Genomic DNA, 16,965 nt, shown 5'->3' on the forward strand with positions numbered 1-16,965 from the left:
TGCCGTATGTTCACCAATAGAAATAACAGCCACCATGCTAGCCGAGCGCGCGGTCATCGTGCAGGCACAGGCGCGCGTCAGAAGTCGATGTGGTGCGGGTCCGCGCCGTTGCGCTTGCCGGTGTTCATCGCATTGATGCGCTGCATATCTTCGTCGCTCAGCTCGAAATCGAACACATTGATGTTCTGGATGATGCGGGTGGCATGCACCGACTTCGGCAACGGGATCACATTGCGCTGCAGATGCCAGCGGATCACGACCTGTGCAGGGGACTTGCCGTATTTGTCGCCGATGTCGAAGAGCTCACGGTTGTTGAGCAGGTCGCTGCCCTGACCGCCGAGTGGCTTCCAAGCTTCGACTGCGATGTCTTTGCCATGGCAGAAGTCGATGAGCTGCTGGTTGTTGAACTCGGGGGAGGACTCAATCTGGTTGACGACCGGCTTGACGTCGGAGTTCGCAAGCAGTTCGTCGAGATGATCCTCTTCGAAATTGCATACGCCGATCGCACGCACACGATGCTGGCGGTACAGCTCCTGAAGATCGTCCCATGCCTTCTGCCAGCCCTTGACCGGCCAATGCAGCAGATACAGGTCGATGTAGTCGAGGCCGAGCAGATCGAGACTGTGCTCGAAGGCTTCAGGGGTTTTCTCGGCGCGAATGTCGTCGTTCCACACCTTCGTCGTCACGAAGATCTGGTCGCGTGGCAGACCGCTGCGCGCGATGCCTTCGCCAACCGACTTCTCGTTCTTGTAGAAAGCCGCGGTGTCGATGAGGCGATAGCCGTTCTCCAATGCGGTGGTCACTGCGTTGACGGTCTGCTCGCCCTCCTCGGCACGCCAGACGCCAAGGCCGATCTGCGGCATCATGACGTCGTTGTTCAATGCGATCGTATGTTCACCGTCTTGCAATCCCATGGTTCCTCGTTTCTGTAGCGAATATGAATGCTTCCTCCATCGTAATGCGCGCTGTTGGGTGATGTGCGGTATCGCGCTGTATGAGAACATCTGGAGGCGAGCTGAACTAGCAGTGGGGAATAAAAATCCGGCCATCGTGATGATGGCCGGAATACGACTCATGTCGCACCGTTGAACGGCATGGTGGTCCTTGTGGGACGAACCGTGTGGTCAGACATGCTGACATGGGTCGAACCGCGTTCGTCACTGCTGTTCACATGACCCTTTTCTTCGTCATCGGCATCTGCTGCGGTGATTGTGTCACCGTGCGCGACGCCGGTCGCTGTGAATATTTTCCATGAAAATATCTGCGGATCGCGAACATGACTCACATTGTGAACATTGTGGGAAGAAAAATTCCAAGCATCGTGGCGACGGTGAACGCGATCAGCACATAGTCACGACGGCGCACGTGCATGACATGCCATTGCGACCGCGGCGCGTCGGACTGATAGCCGCGCGCCTGCAACGCCAGCGAAAGGTTGTCGGCGTGGCGGATCGCGCCGGCGAACATCGGGATGATGATCGCGCACATCGCCGCCGCACGCTTCATCGGCGTGCCCGATTCGATCGAGCCTCCTCGTGCGGCCTGGGCGTCGCGTATAGCCAACGCCTCCGAGCCGAGCGTAGGCAGAAAACGCAACGCTAGCGACAGCACGAGCGCAGTCTCCTGCGTATGCCAATGCAGGCGGCGCAGGGGGGAGAGCAGGGATGCGAACGCGTTCGTCAACCCCGTTGGCGTCGTCGTTTGCAGCAGAAGCGCGCCAAGCACCACGACGATGAGGAAGCGCAGAATATAGATGCCCGCCGTCGACAACCCGCCGGTGGTGATGGTGAACGCACCCAAATGCCACAATGGTTCGCCGGTGTGGACGAACGCGATGTTGAGCGCGCCCATGAGCGTGAACATGATGATGAAACCGTGCGTCGCCAACCAGAGCCTGCGCCAGCCGATCCTGCTCGCCAGCGTTAGTGCGGCGGTTGCGGCAAGACCGATGGCCAATTGCAGCCAACTCGACATCGCGAACGCCGAACACATGATCACCAGCAGGCACACGATCTTCACCCGTGGATCCAGCGACGACACCCAGGAATGCCGTGGGTCGGTTGTGGAGACCGGCTCGTGTTCCGCGTCAGATTCGCTTACGATGCCCTCACTTCGCTTATTCCGGCCACGCGGAGCACCCGTGGCTCCGAATGCGATCACACGGTCGGCCAAGCGTTCGACCTGACTCAGATCGTGCGAGATCAACACGATCGTGACCCCTTGCCCGTTCAGGTCGCGAAGTAGCCGCTCGATGCGGGCGGTTGCGGCATCGTCGAGCCCCGCGCACGGTTCGTCGAGCACAAGAACCGATGGCTTGCATGCGATGATGCCGGCGATGGCGACAAGCCGTTGCTGGCCGCCCGACAACGTGAACGGATTGCGTTCACGCAGATGCTGCGTGCCGGTGATCTCAAGCGCCCATTGCACGCGTTCACGAACATGCGCCTCATCAAGACCTTGATTCTTCGGGCCGAATGCGACGTCTTCGGCAACGCTGTCGGCAAACAGTTGACGTTCGGGACGTTGCATGACAAGCCCGACGATGCTGCGCAGACGTTTGCGCTGCCTCCGCTTCGCCCGTGTGATATCAAGACCGTCGACAGTGATGCTGCCGCTGTGCGGGCGCAACAGCGCGCACAGCAGTTTGACGAACGTCGTTTTCCCGGCACCGTTCTCGCCGACGATCGCCGTGACCGAACCGCGGTTGATACCGAGACTCAGATCGTCGATCACATTGGCTTCCTCGGACGAGTAGCGGAACGAGACATGATCGAACGTGACGACGGGATCATGCGGCGCCCGAGCGATGCCGTGACGTTGATTGAACGCGTCGGCAAACGTGGCGACGTCGGTGACCTGCTCAAGGTCGGCTGGTTCGCCATGACCATGTTCAGCAAGCTGCTTGCCGGGGTGTTCGCCGATTATTCGACCATGATCAAGCTGAATGACGCGATCCGCATGCACGAGATCGTCGGGAAGATGGGTGACGATCACCACCGTGGTGCCGGCCTGCTGAATGCGGTCGAGCAGGTCGAGCACATCTTGTCGGGAACGCGGGTCGAGCATCGCGGTCGGCTCGTCGAGCACCAACACGTCGCTATGCATCGCCAGCATGCCGGCGATGGCGATGCGCTGCTGTTCGCCACCGCTCATCTGAGTCGGGTCGGCGTCGACGCAATGATCCATGGCCACCGACGTCAACGATTCCCGCACGCGTTCGCCGATCCGCTCCGACGGCACGTTGAGATTCTCCGGGCCGAACGCGACGTCATCGCCGACCACCGTCGTGACGATCTGATCTTCGGGATTCTGGAACACCGCGCCGATGGAACGTCGCGCCTGGGCATACAGTTCGGCATTCGCCCCGTGCTGCGTGCTGAACACGTCGAGCCCCATCAGCCGGACGGTTCCCTCATCGGGAGCACGAAGGCCGGCGATCACGCGAGACAACGTGGATTTGCCCGAACCGTTCGGCCCTACGAGGCAGACGCGTTCGCCGGCGTGAATCGTCAGATCGACGTCATCGAGCGCCCATGTGCTTCCGCCGTCGTAGCTGAAGCGCACACCATGCAATTCGATGGGATCGGTCATATTCGCTCAGCCCTGACGGTTCAGCAGGGAGCATATCGGCTTGTAGCACAGGAAGCTCACGATGCCGTTGATGGCGAATTTGATCAGATTGAACGGCAGCAGCACGGGCACGATCAGCATGGCGACCTGCTGCATCGTCATATGTGCATACAGCGGCGTGATGAACAGGTTGCCGATGATGGCGGCGGCCAAGGCGACGACCGCACCGACGAGAATGCCGGTCACCGCGCCGGCGCGCGTGGGATGCTTGCGGAAGATGAACGCCACCGGAAGCGAGGCGCCGAGTGCCACGAGAATCGCCATCAGCGCACCAAGAGGATTGACGAACAGATGCGGCACGAACCCCAGGACGCTGACGATGGCGGCACCCGATGGGCCGAATGCGAACGCGGCGAGAATGCACACGATGCCCGAAGGGTCGTATTTGAGCCACGGTGCCGCGGGCATCAGCGGAATCTCGATGAAGCTCACCGCCATCGCCAATGCGACGAACAGCGCATACATGGCGATGCGACGTGTGGACCAGCGACCGTGATCACCTGAACCTGTGGAATGGGAGGAATTGCCATGCTGATTCGATGGCGTAGAAGATACACTCATGGTGTTCTCGTTTCTTTCATCCGGACTATACCGTTGGCCCTGGAATCGCACCAGATCCACCGCTTTCGCGGGTTGCGGGCTCCGCATAGGGCGCAAGGCCATGCGCTACCGCCAGTAAGGAATTGCACCTTCCCTGAAACTTGCATCTCCATCTATAGTCGATCGGCTCGATAACGGGGTGGGTGAACCGCAATATGGATGATCTCGCACCGACACTACCCAACCTAGTTTGTTAAAGCGTTGTACTAATATGATGCTCGGGAGCGAATGGCGTGCAAAGAGACGTATGTCAGTGTATAATGTGCAAACGTATGCATAGCGGCATATGAATGTCATCGAGAGGGGTGTTCGAACATTCTTCTCGGAGCACGAGGCACAACTGTTCCGCATGTCCGCTACGGCGACCAGAAAACAACAGGCATTCGGGGAGGGCGAGAACGCACCCCTGAACACGACGGCAAGGGAGATTGCAATGATTGATACCGCGCAAGCATTCGGCGTTGATATTGGAGGGTCTGGCATCAAGGCAGCTCCTGTTAATTTGGAGAAGGGCGAATTCGCGGAGCCGCGCCTCAAGATCCTCACCCCAGAGCATTCGACCCCCAAGGCGGTGGGCGACATCGTCCGTCAGCAGCTCGAGCATTTCGAAGTCCCGGCAGACGTTCCGGTCGGCATTGCGTTCCCTGCTCCGATCAAGCCGGGCAAGAAGCTCGACTACATGGCCAACCTCGACCAGTCCTGGATTGGCGTCGACGTGACCGAGGTATTCTCGGAGGCATGCGGCCGTCCGGTGACCGTCGTCAATGACGCTGACGCGGCGGGACTCGCAGAGCAGGCATACGGTGCGGCAAAAGGGCAGGACGGTCTGGTGATCGCCACGACGCTCGGCACCGGCATCGGCACTGCGCTCATCTACAACGGCGTGCTGATCCCGAACACCGAGCTCGGCCATATCCAGCTCGCCAAGGGCAAGGGCGACGCCGAGAAATATGCTGCCTCGTCGGTTCGCGAGAAGCTCGACATGGGCTACAAGAAGTGGGCGAAGCGCCTGACCAAGTACTACAGCTTGATGGAGCTCTATTTCAGCCCTGAGCTGTTCGTGGTCGGCGGCGGCGTGAGCCGTGTTTCCGAGAAGTTCCTGCCGTACATCGACATCAAGACGCCGATCGTCGCAGCCAAGCTGCACAACGAGGCCGGCATCGTCGGCGCGGCATACTACGCGAGCCAGCAGGCCAACAAGTAGTCAGACTCCAAGCGGCGCAAGTCGCGTCGCGCAGCATTCGCAACGGGTGCCACAGATAATCTGTGGCACCCGTTCTCCGTATGCGGCCCTACAATACCTTTGTGCGTTTTCAGATCGAATCGATGTCAGTGAACCGAACCCGATAGCCAGAGGGGAGCGGGAGGCGAAGATGCAGGGACGGTCGTTGGTCAAACTCAACGATTCGAATCCGACATCACATGGTCTGGCACCACAGGTGTTGCCGACGCGCTACTTGGCCCAGCCCAGAGGTCAGGAAACGGCTCGCGAGCAGCTTGCGCAGGTCATCGGATGCCCCGACCCGAGCCGACTCTACTTGCTGAGTTCCACATCACAGGCATACGCATGGCTGATGGCGCTGCTGTGCGATCCGGGTGACGCGGTGCTCGCGCCGAAACCCGGGTATCCGCTCATCAAATCGATCGCGCAGTTCAGCGGCGTCAACGTGGAAACCTATCATCTGCGTTTCGACGGTTCCTGGACCATGGACGTGGCGCAGATCGAACGTATGCTAGCCGATGACGCACATGGCGATTCGAAGATCAAGGCGCTCATCGTGATCAACCCCAACAATCCGACCGGGCAATACGTCAAGCCGGAGGAGCGCGAGCGCATCGTTGAACTGTGCCGCCGTTATGACATCGCCATCATCGCCGACGAGGTGTTCTTCGACTACGCGTTGGAACCGTTCGAAGGCAACAGGCGCTTCGCCGGTGAACGGCAGGTGCTCACGTTTGCGCTCGACGGCTTCTCGAAACGTCTCGCGGCGCCGCACGCCAAGGTCGGGTGGATCGAAGTGTCGGGGCCAAGCCAAGACGTGGAGGAAGCCCAGCGCAGGCTCGATGTGATCGCCGACGACTTCCTGCCGATGAGCGAATTCATCGCCGAACGCATGCCAGACATGCTCGCGGAACTGAACACACAGCACGACCTGGTGCAGCAGCGCATCAGCCGCAACCTCGACAGTTTGCATGCGATGCTCGAAGCCGATGATCTCGGCGTGGTCAACGTGCTGCGGGCGGAAGGCGGTTGGAACGTGCTGCTGCGTATGCCGTCGTTCATCGATGAGAACGATTTCGTGACCTACTTGATCAACCAGTACGGCTACACGGGGCAGCCCGGCTACTTCTTCGACATGGAATCGAACGGCTACCTCGCCATATCACTGTTGCCGGAACCCGAACAGTTCGACGAGAACGTGCGAGTGGTGCTCGAAGCGGTCCGTCACTTCGTCGATGAGATCTGACGGTATTTGCTGCGGATCAACTGCGCATAGAATTCGGATGCGCGCTCCGGTGTGCCGTCGAAGGCGATCGTGCCGTCGTCCATCACCAGCACGCGTGTGATGTTGAATTCGTCGTTGCGAATGAGATCGACGTTATGTGTGGCGAACACCACGGGTTTGCCGCAGTTGAACAAGCGATGCGCCACATGCCGTGAACTGATCTCATCGAGTCCACGCATCGGTTCATCGGCGAGCAGCATGCCGGGATTGGTCGCGTACGCGCGTGCGATCGCGAACAAATGCAATTGCTCGCCATCCAGTTCGTCGAGAGGGGCGTGGGCACACGGTTCAAGCGCGAATTTCGCCAAAGCGTCACCGGTGATGGCCCGCCGCTGCACAGTCGACAACCTGTATTTTTCAGCAGATCGATCATCGACTCCTCGACGCTGACGGAATGCTTGAGCTTATCGAGATCAGCCTCACGCTGCACCGTGCCGACGATGGCACGAATCTGCGAGCGCCCACCATGCGCTGCTTCGAACCGTTTGCCCTCCGCACTGACGAACACATGCCCGCTTGTGGGAAGAAGTTCGCCGTTCAGCAATCCGATCAGCGTGGATTTCCCCGAACCATTGAGCCCGATGATCGCCACATTGCCTTGATCGCAGGAGATGTCGGCGGTGATATGGGTCACGCCGATACTCTGCGGGTCGAAAGCGTACCCCACCGAATCACAATGAAACTCGACCTGCTGCGGCGCCGTCACCGGTCTGGCCGCTTTGAACAGCGATGCGAACAAACCCATATGCTCATTGTACGCACCGAAACGTTGGAACGCGTCGGAAACAGGCAATCAGCCATAAGCGACGCAGTGCCATCTCACGGCAGCAGCGAGAACCACGAATCGACGGCCACGAACATCGACGGGAAATTGTTGACAAGCGCATCGTCGCGTCCGACGACGAAATGCGAGGCGACACACACGATCACCACATAAAGCATCACGGCGACGAACACCACCCTGACCACCGTGGTGTGACGCGCCCGCTGCACGATCAAAGCCGTCACAACGATCGCACCAAGCATGAAGCACCATGCGAAATCAGCGAAATACCGCCAGGCGAACCCGCCGACATACGCGTCGAACACGAGCAGCAGCACGCCAAGCGCCAACGCGGACGTCAACGTGGCCCACAGTCGGCCGATCGGCTTGCGCAGGAACGGCACAGCCAACGCAAGCACCGCAAGAGGCGTCATCACGAACAAGCCACCGGGCGTGGTCTCGGTGAAGAACCACGTTGGCGTGGGTGCGGGAGTCAATTGCAGGAACGGGAATCGTGAGCTGAACGTCAACGGCAGGAACAGGTAATAGAACACTGCATAAGGCATGTTTTTCGGCGATGTGTGGAAATCAGTCATGTCGGCGACGGTGATCTGGTACGCGTTGCCGAAATCAGTGAACGAGCCGAATCTCAAATAGTTGTAACCCACAACAGGCACCATGATCACAATGGCGGGAATGAGCATGGCGGCGATGAACTTGCACGCCGACCGCCGAGCATCCGGCGAGCGCCACGTCGAACGGCGGAATACGGCGCCGATCTGCGGGGCGAAGATCGCAAACGCCAGCACCGCTGTCAACGCGAACGTCGGACGGCATCCGGCGGTGGCCGCAATGCACAGCGCCCCCGCAGCCACATGGCGCAGGCTCACCGCCGGAGCACCGCCTACCGAACAGGAACGTTTGTTCGCCGTTCCCGCACCCAGCCACAGCCATAATCCGAGGAATATGAGCAGCATGGAAGACGAGAACGGAATCGAATAGAAATTCGTGCGATGCCAGAAATACGGCATGTTCGAGCCGATGACGAACGCGCAGCACAACAACGAGGTGGTGGCGACGCTCACCTTCGGGACCGTGAGCTTGAGCACGCGTACGACGAGCAGGCAGGCGAACACGGCGGCACCGGACATCAGCAGCAGTTCCGCGCTCGCATTCGGCAGCATCAGTCCACCGGGCACGAACAGCGACGTGACGGCACGGTATGGCAGGAACAGCAACAATGCGGGCAGAACGCCGAAGTACGAATACCAGTGCCCGTCATGATATGCATAATCCCAGTAAATATGGGTCACGCCTTGGTTGAGCAACTCGTCGCGCGACGCGGTGTCATACGGGTTCGCCAGCTGGCTGAACTCCTGAGGAACCGGCAGATCAAGCCACACATGACCGTTGAGCAGAGCCTGTGCCACATGGTCGTATTGGTCGTAATCGTAGGAATACCTGCCTGCCGTGTGAAAAGCCATAGGAGCGGCGCCGGCGATCTGCCAGAAAATCTGAACCGCCGTATACACGCCGAGCACCGCCATGACAATGAAGAACGCGGCGCGCTGCGATTTCGCCTTCGTGTTCAGTTCAACGCGCCACAGTCTCGAACGTGGAGCGAAGGCGATCAGCACGGCGGCGAGCAGCGCCATCACCGCGACCTGCCCCCAATTCCACTGGAATGGCACGCGTACGTTAGCCTCCAGGCCGGTGATCGGAATGAACGAGTCAACCGGTTCCTCCACCCACAGCCGCACGGTGCCACCACTCGTCGAAGACATGCTCAGGTATGCGCTGCGCGGCACCAGCACATCGACGTTGTGCACCGAGCCGTCATCGAGACGCACATGCACCGATTCACGCACCTGCTCGTTGCGCTGCTCCTGCGTCAACGTGGGCAGCGTCTTCCGATATTCACCCGCCGACATCATATCGACGTGCGCATAATCCGAGGAACCGTTCGAAGAAACATCGATGTATGCCTGCGTCGCATCGCTGACGCGCAACAGGCCATCGCCCGTCTGCTCCAGGCCGGGGCCGAACTTCAACCCCGCCTGCGTGGGGCTCGCGGAACGCGACGCGAAACTCGCGGCATTGAAGAAGAAGCACTCCACCAACACGATGATGAGCGCCGCCACGAAAGCGGCGGCGAGCGGGTGGGTACGTCGATTGTTTGCTGTGCGTGTTCTCACCGTGCTCATTCTAATGTCATGCGGGTAATATGTGCCCAAGTCGCGCGAACACGTGTAGATTGGAGAGCATGGCAAGAACGAATCCGGACTTCTTCAACAGGTTCAGGCACGGCATTCCCGCGGCGATGCGCGGCGCCGGGCAAATGGCGTGGAACTATGCGCGCCAGATCTCAGGCACTGCGCAAAGCATCGCTGCCTCGGCGTTTTCTGCACGCAACATGTTCGAGCCAGCGCCGGCGAACCCTGTGCTCGGCACGCAAATGCCATCGCCGGAAGTGGTGACGCTCAACCCGTTGATGCACCGCAAAGCGCTGCCGATGCGATTGACGAACCTGCCGTTCAGCAAGGTGGGTTGGGTGCAGATGCCCGGAGTCCGCAGATTCGCGCTCGGCTATTTTATGCCACGCCAGCGCTTCGCCACACTCGCCATAGCCGACGACTCCGGTGACGTGTATATCACCGGCGACCTGTTCGCCAATGTGCAGATGCGCGAACCAGACATGCATTTCGACGTGAGTTCGATTCTGCTCGCCAAGGATTCCGCCGACCACGACGGCTCGCACGATCACCGTGCCGCGTCGACGCGTGGCACCGGTCACAGCTTGGTGGGCGACATCTACGGCAAAGACGGGAACGGCGGCATGACATGGCTCGCCAACTTCCTCAAATCATCGAACAGATACGCGTTCGTGAACTCTCGCATCGATCTTTCCGAAGAGCAGCAAGGTGATCTGACGTATCGAGATTTCGTGACGATCGCGTTCTTCCAACTCTATTTGACCACGATCGCCAACGGCGGCGTGCAAGGATTCGGCGCTCGCAACATATTGACGAACTTTCGCAAACTCTCACCGCTGGCCGCCATCCGCGCCAGCATCGCACAGACGCAACGTGCCGATGAGCTGGGCATGCACGTGTCGGGACTCGAACGCTATTTCGCCGAATCGATGCAGCAGATCAGTGCGATGCACGATTTGTCGGGGTTGGAAGCCGACCATGGCAGCGAGCCGCTCTACATGATTGAAGCTCCGGGCTCGCATTCCAGATTCCTGCTCTGGGAGAATCGCATGTCGTATGACGACATGCTGCTCAGCCTGCAGCTCGAAGGCACCATCAACCGTTTCCTGCTCATCGACGAATGGCTTGAATACGACGCCGGTCAAGGCATGCTGCCCATCGAAGACGATGTGAGCCTGGCACAGGTCGCACGCATCGACGAACGACTGCTCACCAACCCCTCATTGTCTGCCATCCCACCGTTGCAACCCGTGCATATTCTCGACGAACCGAACGCGTTCCGCATTGATGACTACATGGCCTTCGGCAAGGCGATGGCGGTGTCGACGCTCAACGAGGGGGCGGCTCAATCGCCGAACGCCGTCGCAACATGGCACGGCGCGTCCGGCGACGAAGACGAATGGACATACCGCCACGCATTGGCGAATTCGATCTACGCGCTACGACTGCCATACCGATTCGACACCGTGTTCCGCTCCAACCTCGAGCAAGGCGACGTGGCGTTCGCCTTCACCACGGCAAGCCGCGCCCTGATGCCGGAAAGCCGGTACGACAACGCGAGTGGGCGCATGCAGCCGCTCGATGACGCGCAACGAGCTCGGATCAGCGCGCAATACAATCTGCAGGTAGGGTTGATCTTCACGGCACTCGCATTCGCCACCGACGAGCATGTGCAGCGCGTTTCGCTGCGCGCCGATTCGATAGGTCTGGAAGAGGCGGTGTTCGAACGCGACAATGCCATCAAAACGTTGATGGACAACGCCTTGCACCAGTTCACCGATCTGACGAACCCGATCGAATACGCTTCGCAGTCGACTGCGAAGACCTCGAAGAAAAACGGTGTCGAATTCGAATCGCAGCAGGACGATCACGCTGGAGGCGACGGGCAGGAACCGGATCTCGATCAGGAGCTGCGCGACCTGCTCGCCCAGGATGGCGCCAAGACCACGAGCGAGGATGGCGTTGACGCAGATCACGCGAATTCGGGCATCGACGTGCAGGAGCAGCTGAACAAGCTGCAGGAAAACCCGTCGATGAAGCACCTGCTGACCGTGACTTTCGAGCGAGACGCGTTCCTCGACTACATGCGCGCACACGCATGCTCGAACCCGTTCGACGTGTATCGGGCGTTTGACGCCACATTCGATTTCGACGAACATGAGGGGCTGCGCCCGATCGAACCGACGTTCACATTGGAAGACGGGCGGTTCATGGCAGGGGACTCATATACGATTCCCGAGCATCGGGACGAACCGCTCAACGCCATCGGACGCAGGTTCCTCGGCGCTTCCAACGTGCGCGGATTGTCGATTTCTCGCGACGAGCTCTTCGCCGGCACATTGGACCTCATACGCCAGATGCAGGATGACGAGAGCATGCGTGCAGACCAGAAGGCCACTCATGCCATGGAACTGATCGAATCGAGCGCCGACCCCGAACTCGAGCGCCAAGCGACGCAGATCACCACGGCGATCATCGATGGAACACCCATCCCGCAGATCACCAGCACTGTTGACTCAACGCTCGACGAGGCGCGACGCAAAGCGCAAGACATGGCGTTCAACGGCGATGAGGAAGGTGCCGTTGCACACATTGAACAGACGATCGACGAGCTTGACTCCATGTTCGCGCAAGGTGATCGCGTGCCACGTTATTTCACCTCATACACCGACAGGGTGGTGTACAACAAACTGTTCGCCACGCCAGACGAACATGTGACGCTCATTCCGGACTCGCTGTTCCAAGCGCATCTTGACATCAGCGAGGTGCTGTTCAGGCTCGGAAAGAACGAGAGGGCGAACGAGCATCTCAACAGGCTGGTCTCGTATGCTCCCGCCACCGCCAGCGTGCATATTCAGCAGGCCATACGCTTCTTCGGTCAGGAAGATTGGGCTTCGGTGAAAGCCGCTGCCCTGAACGCGTTGCGCGTCGCCGCCGATCCGGTGGACGCGTCGACGGCATACTTCTATCTCGCATGCGCCTGCTGGATGCATGATGAGACGATGCTCGCCATTTCCGCGGGCTTGCTCAGCGTTTCGCTGACGCTGAATGTTCCCGACTCGCAACGTGCGGAGCTCGACAGGTTCCGCAGGCTCGCACTGTCGCAGGGGCTTGAGCTTCCGCAGACCGCGGCGCAGGCCGTCGACGTGTTGACACGCAATGGCGTGCCGGTGTGGCCGCAGGTGGAATGTGCGCCGATCATTCGCGACGCAGCCTATATCGCGACGAACGCCAAGGTGTTCCCGGTGGCGCAGGCGCTCAACGTGAGCTGGTATGCGCTCGGCGGGGGAGCCGTTGGCATGAACGCCATGCAGTTCCTCCGCTCGCTGAGCATATAGCAGTGCGTGCACAGCGTATACACTGAAAACAGTTTTGTGAGGCATGTGATGAAAGGGCGTGTATGAGCACGACGATGGCCGATGAGCAGCTCGACAGGTATCCGATCGGTTCGGATGCCTGGATCGATTCATTGCGGGACGATGACAGCGATGCGATGGATCTTGACGATCTGGATGTGACGAAGCTCAACGTAGAACAAGCGGTGCGACTGTGGTCGAGGCTTGCCGCATGGGTGGAGACCGATCAGATCGCCTACTATGTGAAAGACGCGCCCGTCTCCTCGGATGCCGCCTATGATGCGCGCATGCGTTGCCTGCAACGGCTCGAATCCGAGTTCCCTCAGCTTGACACCCCGCAGTCGCCCACGCATCGCGTCGGCGGCACGTTCTCGAACGAGTTCACCGCCGTGCGCCACCCATCCCAGATGATGAGCCTCGACGACGTGTTCTCGTATGAGGAGCTGCGTGACTGGTACGACGGTGTGCGCCGCGACCTGGAATGGCCGGAGGGCAAACCGTTGCCGATGACCTGCGAAGTGAAGATCGACGGTCTGGCGTTGAACCTCATTTACCGCAACGGCGTGCTCGTGCAAGGACTGACACGTGGCGACGGCGTGACCGGCGAAGACATCACGATGAACGTGCGCACGATCCGCTCGATCCCATCGAACCTCTCCGGGCCTGAAGGCGATATTCCGCAGATGGTCGAGATCCGCGGCGAGGTGTTCATGCGCTGGGACGACTTCCATGCGTTGAACGAGGCGAACGAAGACGTGGGCAAGCCACCATTCGCGAATCCGCGCAACGCCGCCGCGGGATCGTTGCGTCAGAAGGATCCGCGCATCACGGCGCAACGTCATTTGAGCTTCTACGCGCACGGCATCGGCGAACTGCAGTGGGGGCCCGGCAAGCCTGTCGACGTGGCCGACGAGGTGAACGACCAGTCCGAAGCCTACGAAATGTATCAGAAGTGGGGCGTGCCGATCTCCCCGCACAACCGTGAAGTCACGAATTTCAACCAGATCATCGACATGATCGAATACTACGGCGAGCATCGCGGCGACATCGAACACGCGTTGGACGGCATCGTCGTCAAAGTGGATGATCTCGCGCTGCAACGCCGCTTGGGCGCCACATCGCGTGCGCCACGTTGGGCGATCGCCTACAAGTACCCGCCGGAGGAAGTCAACACGAAACTGCTCAACATCGCCGTGCAGGTGGGGCGCACCGGACGCGTGACGCCCGTCGCGATACTGCGACCGGTGTATGTGGCCGGTTCCACCGTCTCCCGCACCACATTGCACAACGCATACGAGGTCAAACGCAAAGGCATTCTGATCGGCGACACCGTGGTGGTGCGCAAGGCAGGCGACGTGATCCCTGAACTCGTCGGCCCCGTGGTCGAAAAACGCGTGGGGCATGAAAGCGAATTGCGTGAATTCGTGATGCCCACCCACTGCCCGTCATGCGGCACACCTTTGCGTCCTGAGAAAGAGGGCGACAAAGACCTGCGTTGCCCGAATTCCGAAAGCTGCCCGGCGCAATTGTCGGAACGCATCATCAATCTGGCGGCACGCAAGGCATTCGACATCGAGCATTTGGGTGATCAAAGCGCCATCGCCCTGACGAATCCGGAAGACAACCGACCGGATTCGGTGGAGGCGTATGCGCCGAACATTCGCGAGATAACCGTCAAACCGGGGGAGGAGCCCGAACCATACATCGCCCCCGACGGGCTGGAACTGCCGCCAGCGCAACAACCGGTGCTGACCAGTGAGGCGAACGTGTTCGGCCTGACGGCAGCCGATCTCAAAGACGTGTATGTGTGGCGTGAGGCGCCGATCATCGAAGTGCGCACGCACGAGGATGCACAAGGCAAGAAACGCAAAGTGCGCCACAACATGGGAGGATCCGGCCTGTGGCATCGTGAACCGGCGTTCTGGACCGGCCCGAAGCCCGCGCCGATCCGCAAGGAGAACGGCGAGCGCGTCGGCTACACGGTTCCCGACGATGCGATCGTCGTTTCACACACCGGCAAAGACGATCGTCCGGTCATTCTCACGCCATCCGAGAACACGCGCAAGATGCTCGACGAGATCGACAAGGCCAAACACACCGATCTGAGCCGCGTGCTGGTGGCATTGTCGATCCGACACGTAGGCCCACCGACGGCATATGCGCTCGCCAAGCATTTCAAGACCTTGGACGCGATCGCCGAAGCGAGCGCCGAGGATTTTGAGCAGGTGGGTGGCATCGGTTCGGAGATCGCCGAATCGATCGCCCAATGGTTCGACGAGGCGCGCATGCCGGGCAATTGGCGTGGCAACGTGCTTGACGCGTGGAAGGCGGCCGGAGTCGGCATGGAAGCACAAGCCGACGATCTGCCGCAGACATTGGAAGGCAAAACCGTTGTGGTCACCGGCACGCTCGAGCATTATTCGAGGGAATCGGCGAAAGAGGCCATCGAACGTCGCGGCGGCAAGGCCTCTGGTTCGGTGAGCAAGAAAACCGACTGGGTTGTCGTCGGAGCCAATCCGGGCTCCAAGGCCACGAAAGCCGAGGAGCTGGGCATTCCGATTCTCGACGAGCAGCAGTTCGGCAACCTGCTCGCCACCGGAGACATCCAATAGAAGTATCGCGGTGTTGTAGCGTGTGCAACATAGTGGGGCGTGCGAAACGTGGTTTTCGCACGCCCCAAGTTATTGAGTGCAAGTTGTATTCAGTATCTGCGTGGCTTATCGGCGGTCAGGCTGCTCCATGAGGTGCTCAGCCAGAGCGCGGAACGTCTGACCCAGACCATCGTCGCGCAGCGACCCATCTTCGTTCAACACTGCGGGGCGTCCGGCCTCACAGGTTTCGCGCACATTCGGATCCAACGGCAGTTGCGCCATAAGAGGCACATCATAGCCAAGCGCCCGTGTGAGCTGGTCGCTGACACGCTGGCCGCCGCCTGCGCCGAAGATCTCCAAACGCTCACCTTTGTGCTCGTAATAACTCATGTTCTCCACAACGCCGCGCACACGCATCGGCACTTGCAAAGCGACCAAGCCGGAACGCACGGCGATGTCGGAAGCGGATGGTTGCGGTGTCGTCACCACCACGAGCTCGGCGTTCGGCAACGCCTGCGCCACGGAGATCGCCATGTCGCCGGTGCCGGGAGCCAAGTCGAGCACCAGCACATCGGGATCCCCCCACCACACGTCGGCGAGGAACTGTTCAAGCGAACGTTGCAACCGTGGGCCGCGCCACAGAATCGCACGATCGGCGCCGGCGAACATGCCGATCGACATCAGTTTGACGCCCCACGCGGTCACCGGCATCAGCATGCCGTTCAGATTCGTCGGCTGCGAATGCACGCCGAACAGCCGGGGTAGCGAGAAACCGTAGATGTCGGCGTCGATCGCCGCCGTGTCGTAGCCAAGCGCGGCGAATGTGGCGGCCAGATTCGCGCTGATCGACGATTTGCCCACGCCGCCTTTGCCGGAGGCGACGGCGAACACGCGCGTCTTGATGCCGGGCTTGTTGAACGGGTTCTGGCGACGTTGAGCCTTCAAGTCGGCCACCAGATCGTGCAGTTTGGTTTCGCTCATCGCGCCCACCGTGATGCTCGGCGTGAGCGTCGCATCCGGGTAGGAGGCCACGGCGTCGTCGATCTGCGCGGCGATCTGATCCGAGAGCGGGCAACCGGGAACAGTCAGCTCCACCTGAACTGACACGTCGAACGTATCAGTGTCGGTTTGCGTGACATGCACGTCGGAGATCATGCCCAGATCGGTGATCGAGCGTCCCAGTTCGGGGTCGATCACGTGACCCAGACGATCCCATAGTGCCGACTCAATCGCTTCGATCTGCTTCTGCTCGCTCATAGTCACCCTCACGCTGTGTTCAAATACGCAACAAAAATCCACCGTACT

Annotated in this window: 11 protein-coding genes, 1 pseudogene and 1 riboswitch; of the genes and pseudogenes, 4 read left to right on the forward strand and 8 right to left on the reverse strand. The window is 60.1% G+C overall.

The window, feature by feature from the left end:
- Positions 1–77: 77 nt before the first annotated feature.
- The 4 genes from GSD1FS_RS05275 to GSD1FS_RS05290 form a co-directional block, all read right to left on the reverse strand.
- Positions 78–914: an aldo/keto reductase gene (locus GSD1FS_RS05275; RefSeq protein WP_155588705.1), complete on the reverse strand. Its 837-nt coding sequence runs from the start codon at positions 912–914 to the stop codon at positions 78–80.
- Positions 915–1,072: 158 nt separating this feature from the next.
- The gene (locus tag GSD1FS_RS05280) at positions 1,073–1,285 is read right to left on the reverse strand and encodes a hypothetical protein (RefSeq protein ID WP_155588706.1); all 213 of its coding nucleotides are present in this window, start codon (positions 1,283–1,285) and stop codon (positions 1,073–1,075) included.
- A complete protein-coding gene (locus GSD1FS_RS05285; RefSeq protein WP_155588707.1) occupies positions 1,282–3,591 on the reverse strand; it encodes an energy-coupling factor transporter ATPase in 2,310 nt (769 codons plus the stop codon). The genes GSD1FS_RS05280 and GSD1FS_RS05285 overlap by 4 nt, the downstream gene beginning before the upstream one ends.
- Positions 3,592–3,597: 6 nt before the next feature.
- Positions 3,598–4,191: an ECF transporter S component gene (locus tag GSD1FS_RS05290; RefSeq protein WP_155588708.1), complete on the reverse strand. Its 594-nt coding sequence runs from the start codon at positions 4,189–4,191 to the stop codon at positions 3,598–3,600.
- A 4-nt stretch (positions 4,192–4,195) separates the two neighbouring features.
- Positions 4,196–4,336: riboswitch (FMN riboswitch) on the reverse strand.
- Positions 4,337–4,663: 327 nt separating this feature from the next.
- On the opposite strand from GSD1FS_RS05290, the gene ppgK reads away from it, so the two are divergent.
- Entirely contained in the window at positions 4,664–5,434 is a 771-nt protein-coding gene (gene ppgK, locus GSD1FS_RS05295; protein WP_155588709.1) for a polyphosphate--glucose phosphotransferase, read from the forward strand.
- Between the two features lie 169 nt (positions 5,435–5,603).
- Positions 5,604–6,698 (forward strand): pyridoxal phosphate-dependent aminotransferase, encoded by a 1,095-nt coding sequence (locus tag GSD1FS_RS05300; protein WP_155588710.1) that lies wholly within the window; start codon positions 5,604–5,606, stop codon positions 6,696–6,698.
- On the opposite strand, the gene GSD1FS_RS09760 is transcribed toward GSD1FS_RS05300, so the two are convergent.
- From GSD1FS_RS09760 to GSD1FS_RS05310, 3 genes and pseudogenes are all read right to left on the reverse strand, one after another.
- A complete protein-coding gene (locus tag GSD1FS_RS09760; protein WP_246165865.1) occupies positions 6,677–7,084 on the reverse strand; it encodes an ATP-binding cassette domain-containing protein in 408 nt (135 codons plus the stop codon). The two genes, GSD1FS_RS05300 and GSD1FS_RS09760, sit on opposite strands and share 22 nt — an antisense overlap.
- Positions 7,085–7,170: 86 nt before the next feature.
- Positions 7,171–7,482, reverse strand: a pseudogene (locus tag GSD1FS_RS09765) (ATP-binding cassette domain-containing protein); the annotation flags it as partial.
- A gap of 74 nt (positions 7,483–7,556) precedes the next feature.
- A complete protein-coding gene (locus tag GSD1FS_RS05310) occupies positions 7,557–9,704 on the reverse strand; it encodes a transporter (RefSeq protein WP_155588711.1) in 2,148 nt (715 codons plus the stop codon).
- A 59-nt stretch (positions 9,705–9,763) separates the two neighbouring features.
- Here GSD1FS_RS05310 and GSD1FS_RS05315 point away from each other — a divergent pair, with 59 nt between their 5' ends.
- Both GSD1FS_RS05315 and ligA read left to right on the forward strand, forming a co-directional pair.
- The gene (locus GSD1FS_RS05315; protein WP_155588712.1) at positions 9,764–13,051 is read left to right on the forward strand and encodes a hypothetical protein; all 3,288 of its coding nucleotides are present in this window, start codon (positions 9,764–9,766) and stop codon (positions 13,049–13,051) included.
- Between the two features lie 62 nt (positions 13,052–13,113).
- Complete coding sequence (ligA, locus tag GSD1FS_RS05320) at positions 13,114–15,681, forward strand: NAD-dependent DNA ligase LigA (RefSeq protein WP_155588713.1); 2,568 nt, start codon at positions 13,114–13,116, stop codon at positions 15,679–15,681.
- Between the two features lie 105 nt (positions 15,682–15,786).
- Here the strand turns inward: ligA and GSD1FS_RS05325 are convergent, their stop codons facing one another.
- Positions 15,787–16,917, reverse strand: a complete 1,131-nt coding sequence (locus GSD1FS_RS05325) for a P-loop NTPase (protein ID WP_155588714.1) — start codon at positions 16,915–16,917, stop codon at positions 15,787–15,789.
- Between the last annotated feature and the right edge of the window lie 48 nt (positions 16,918–16,965).

This window comes from Bifidobacterium canis (genome assembly GCF_009727065.1).
Lineage (GTDB): Bacteria > Actinomycetota > Actinomycetes > Actinomycetales > Bifidobacteriaceae > Bifidobacterium > Bifidobacterium canis.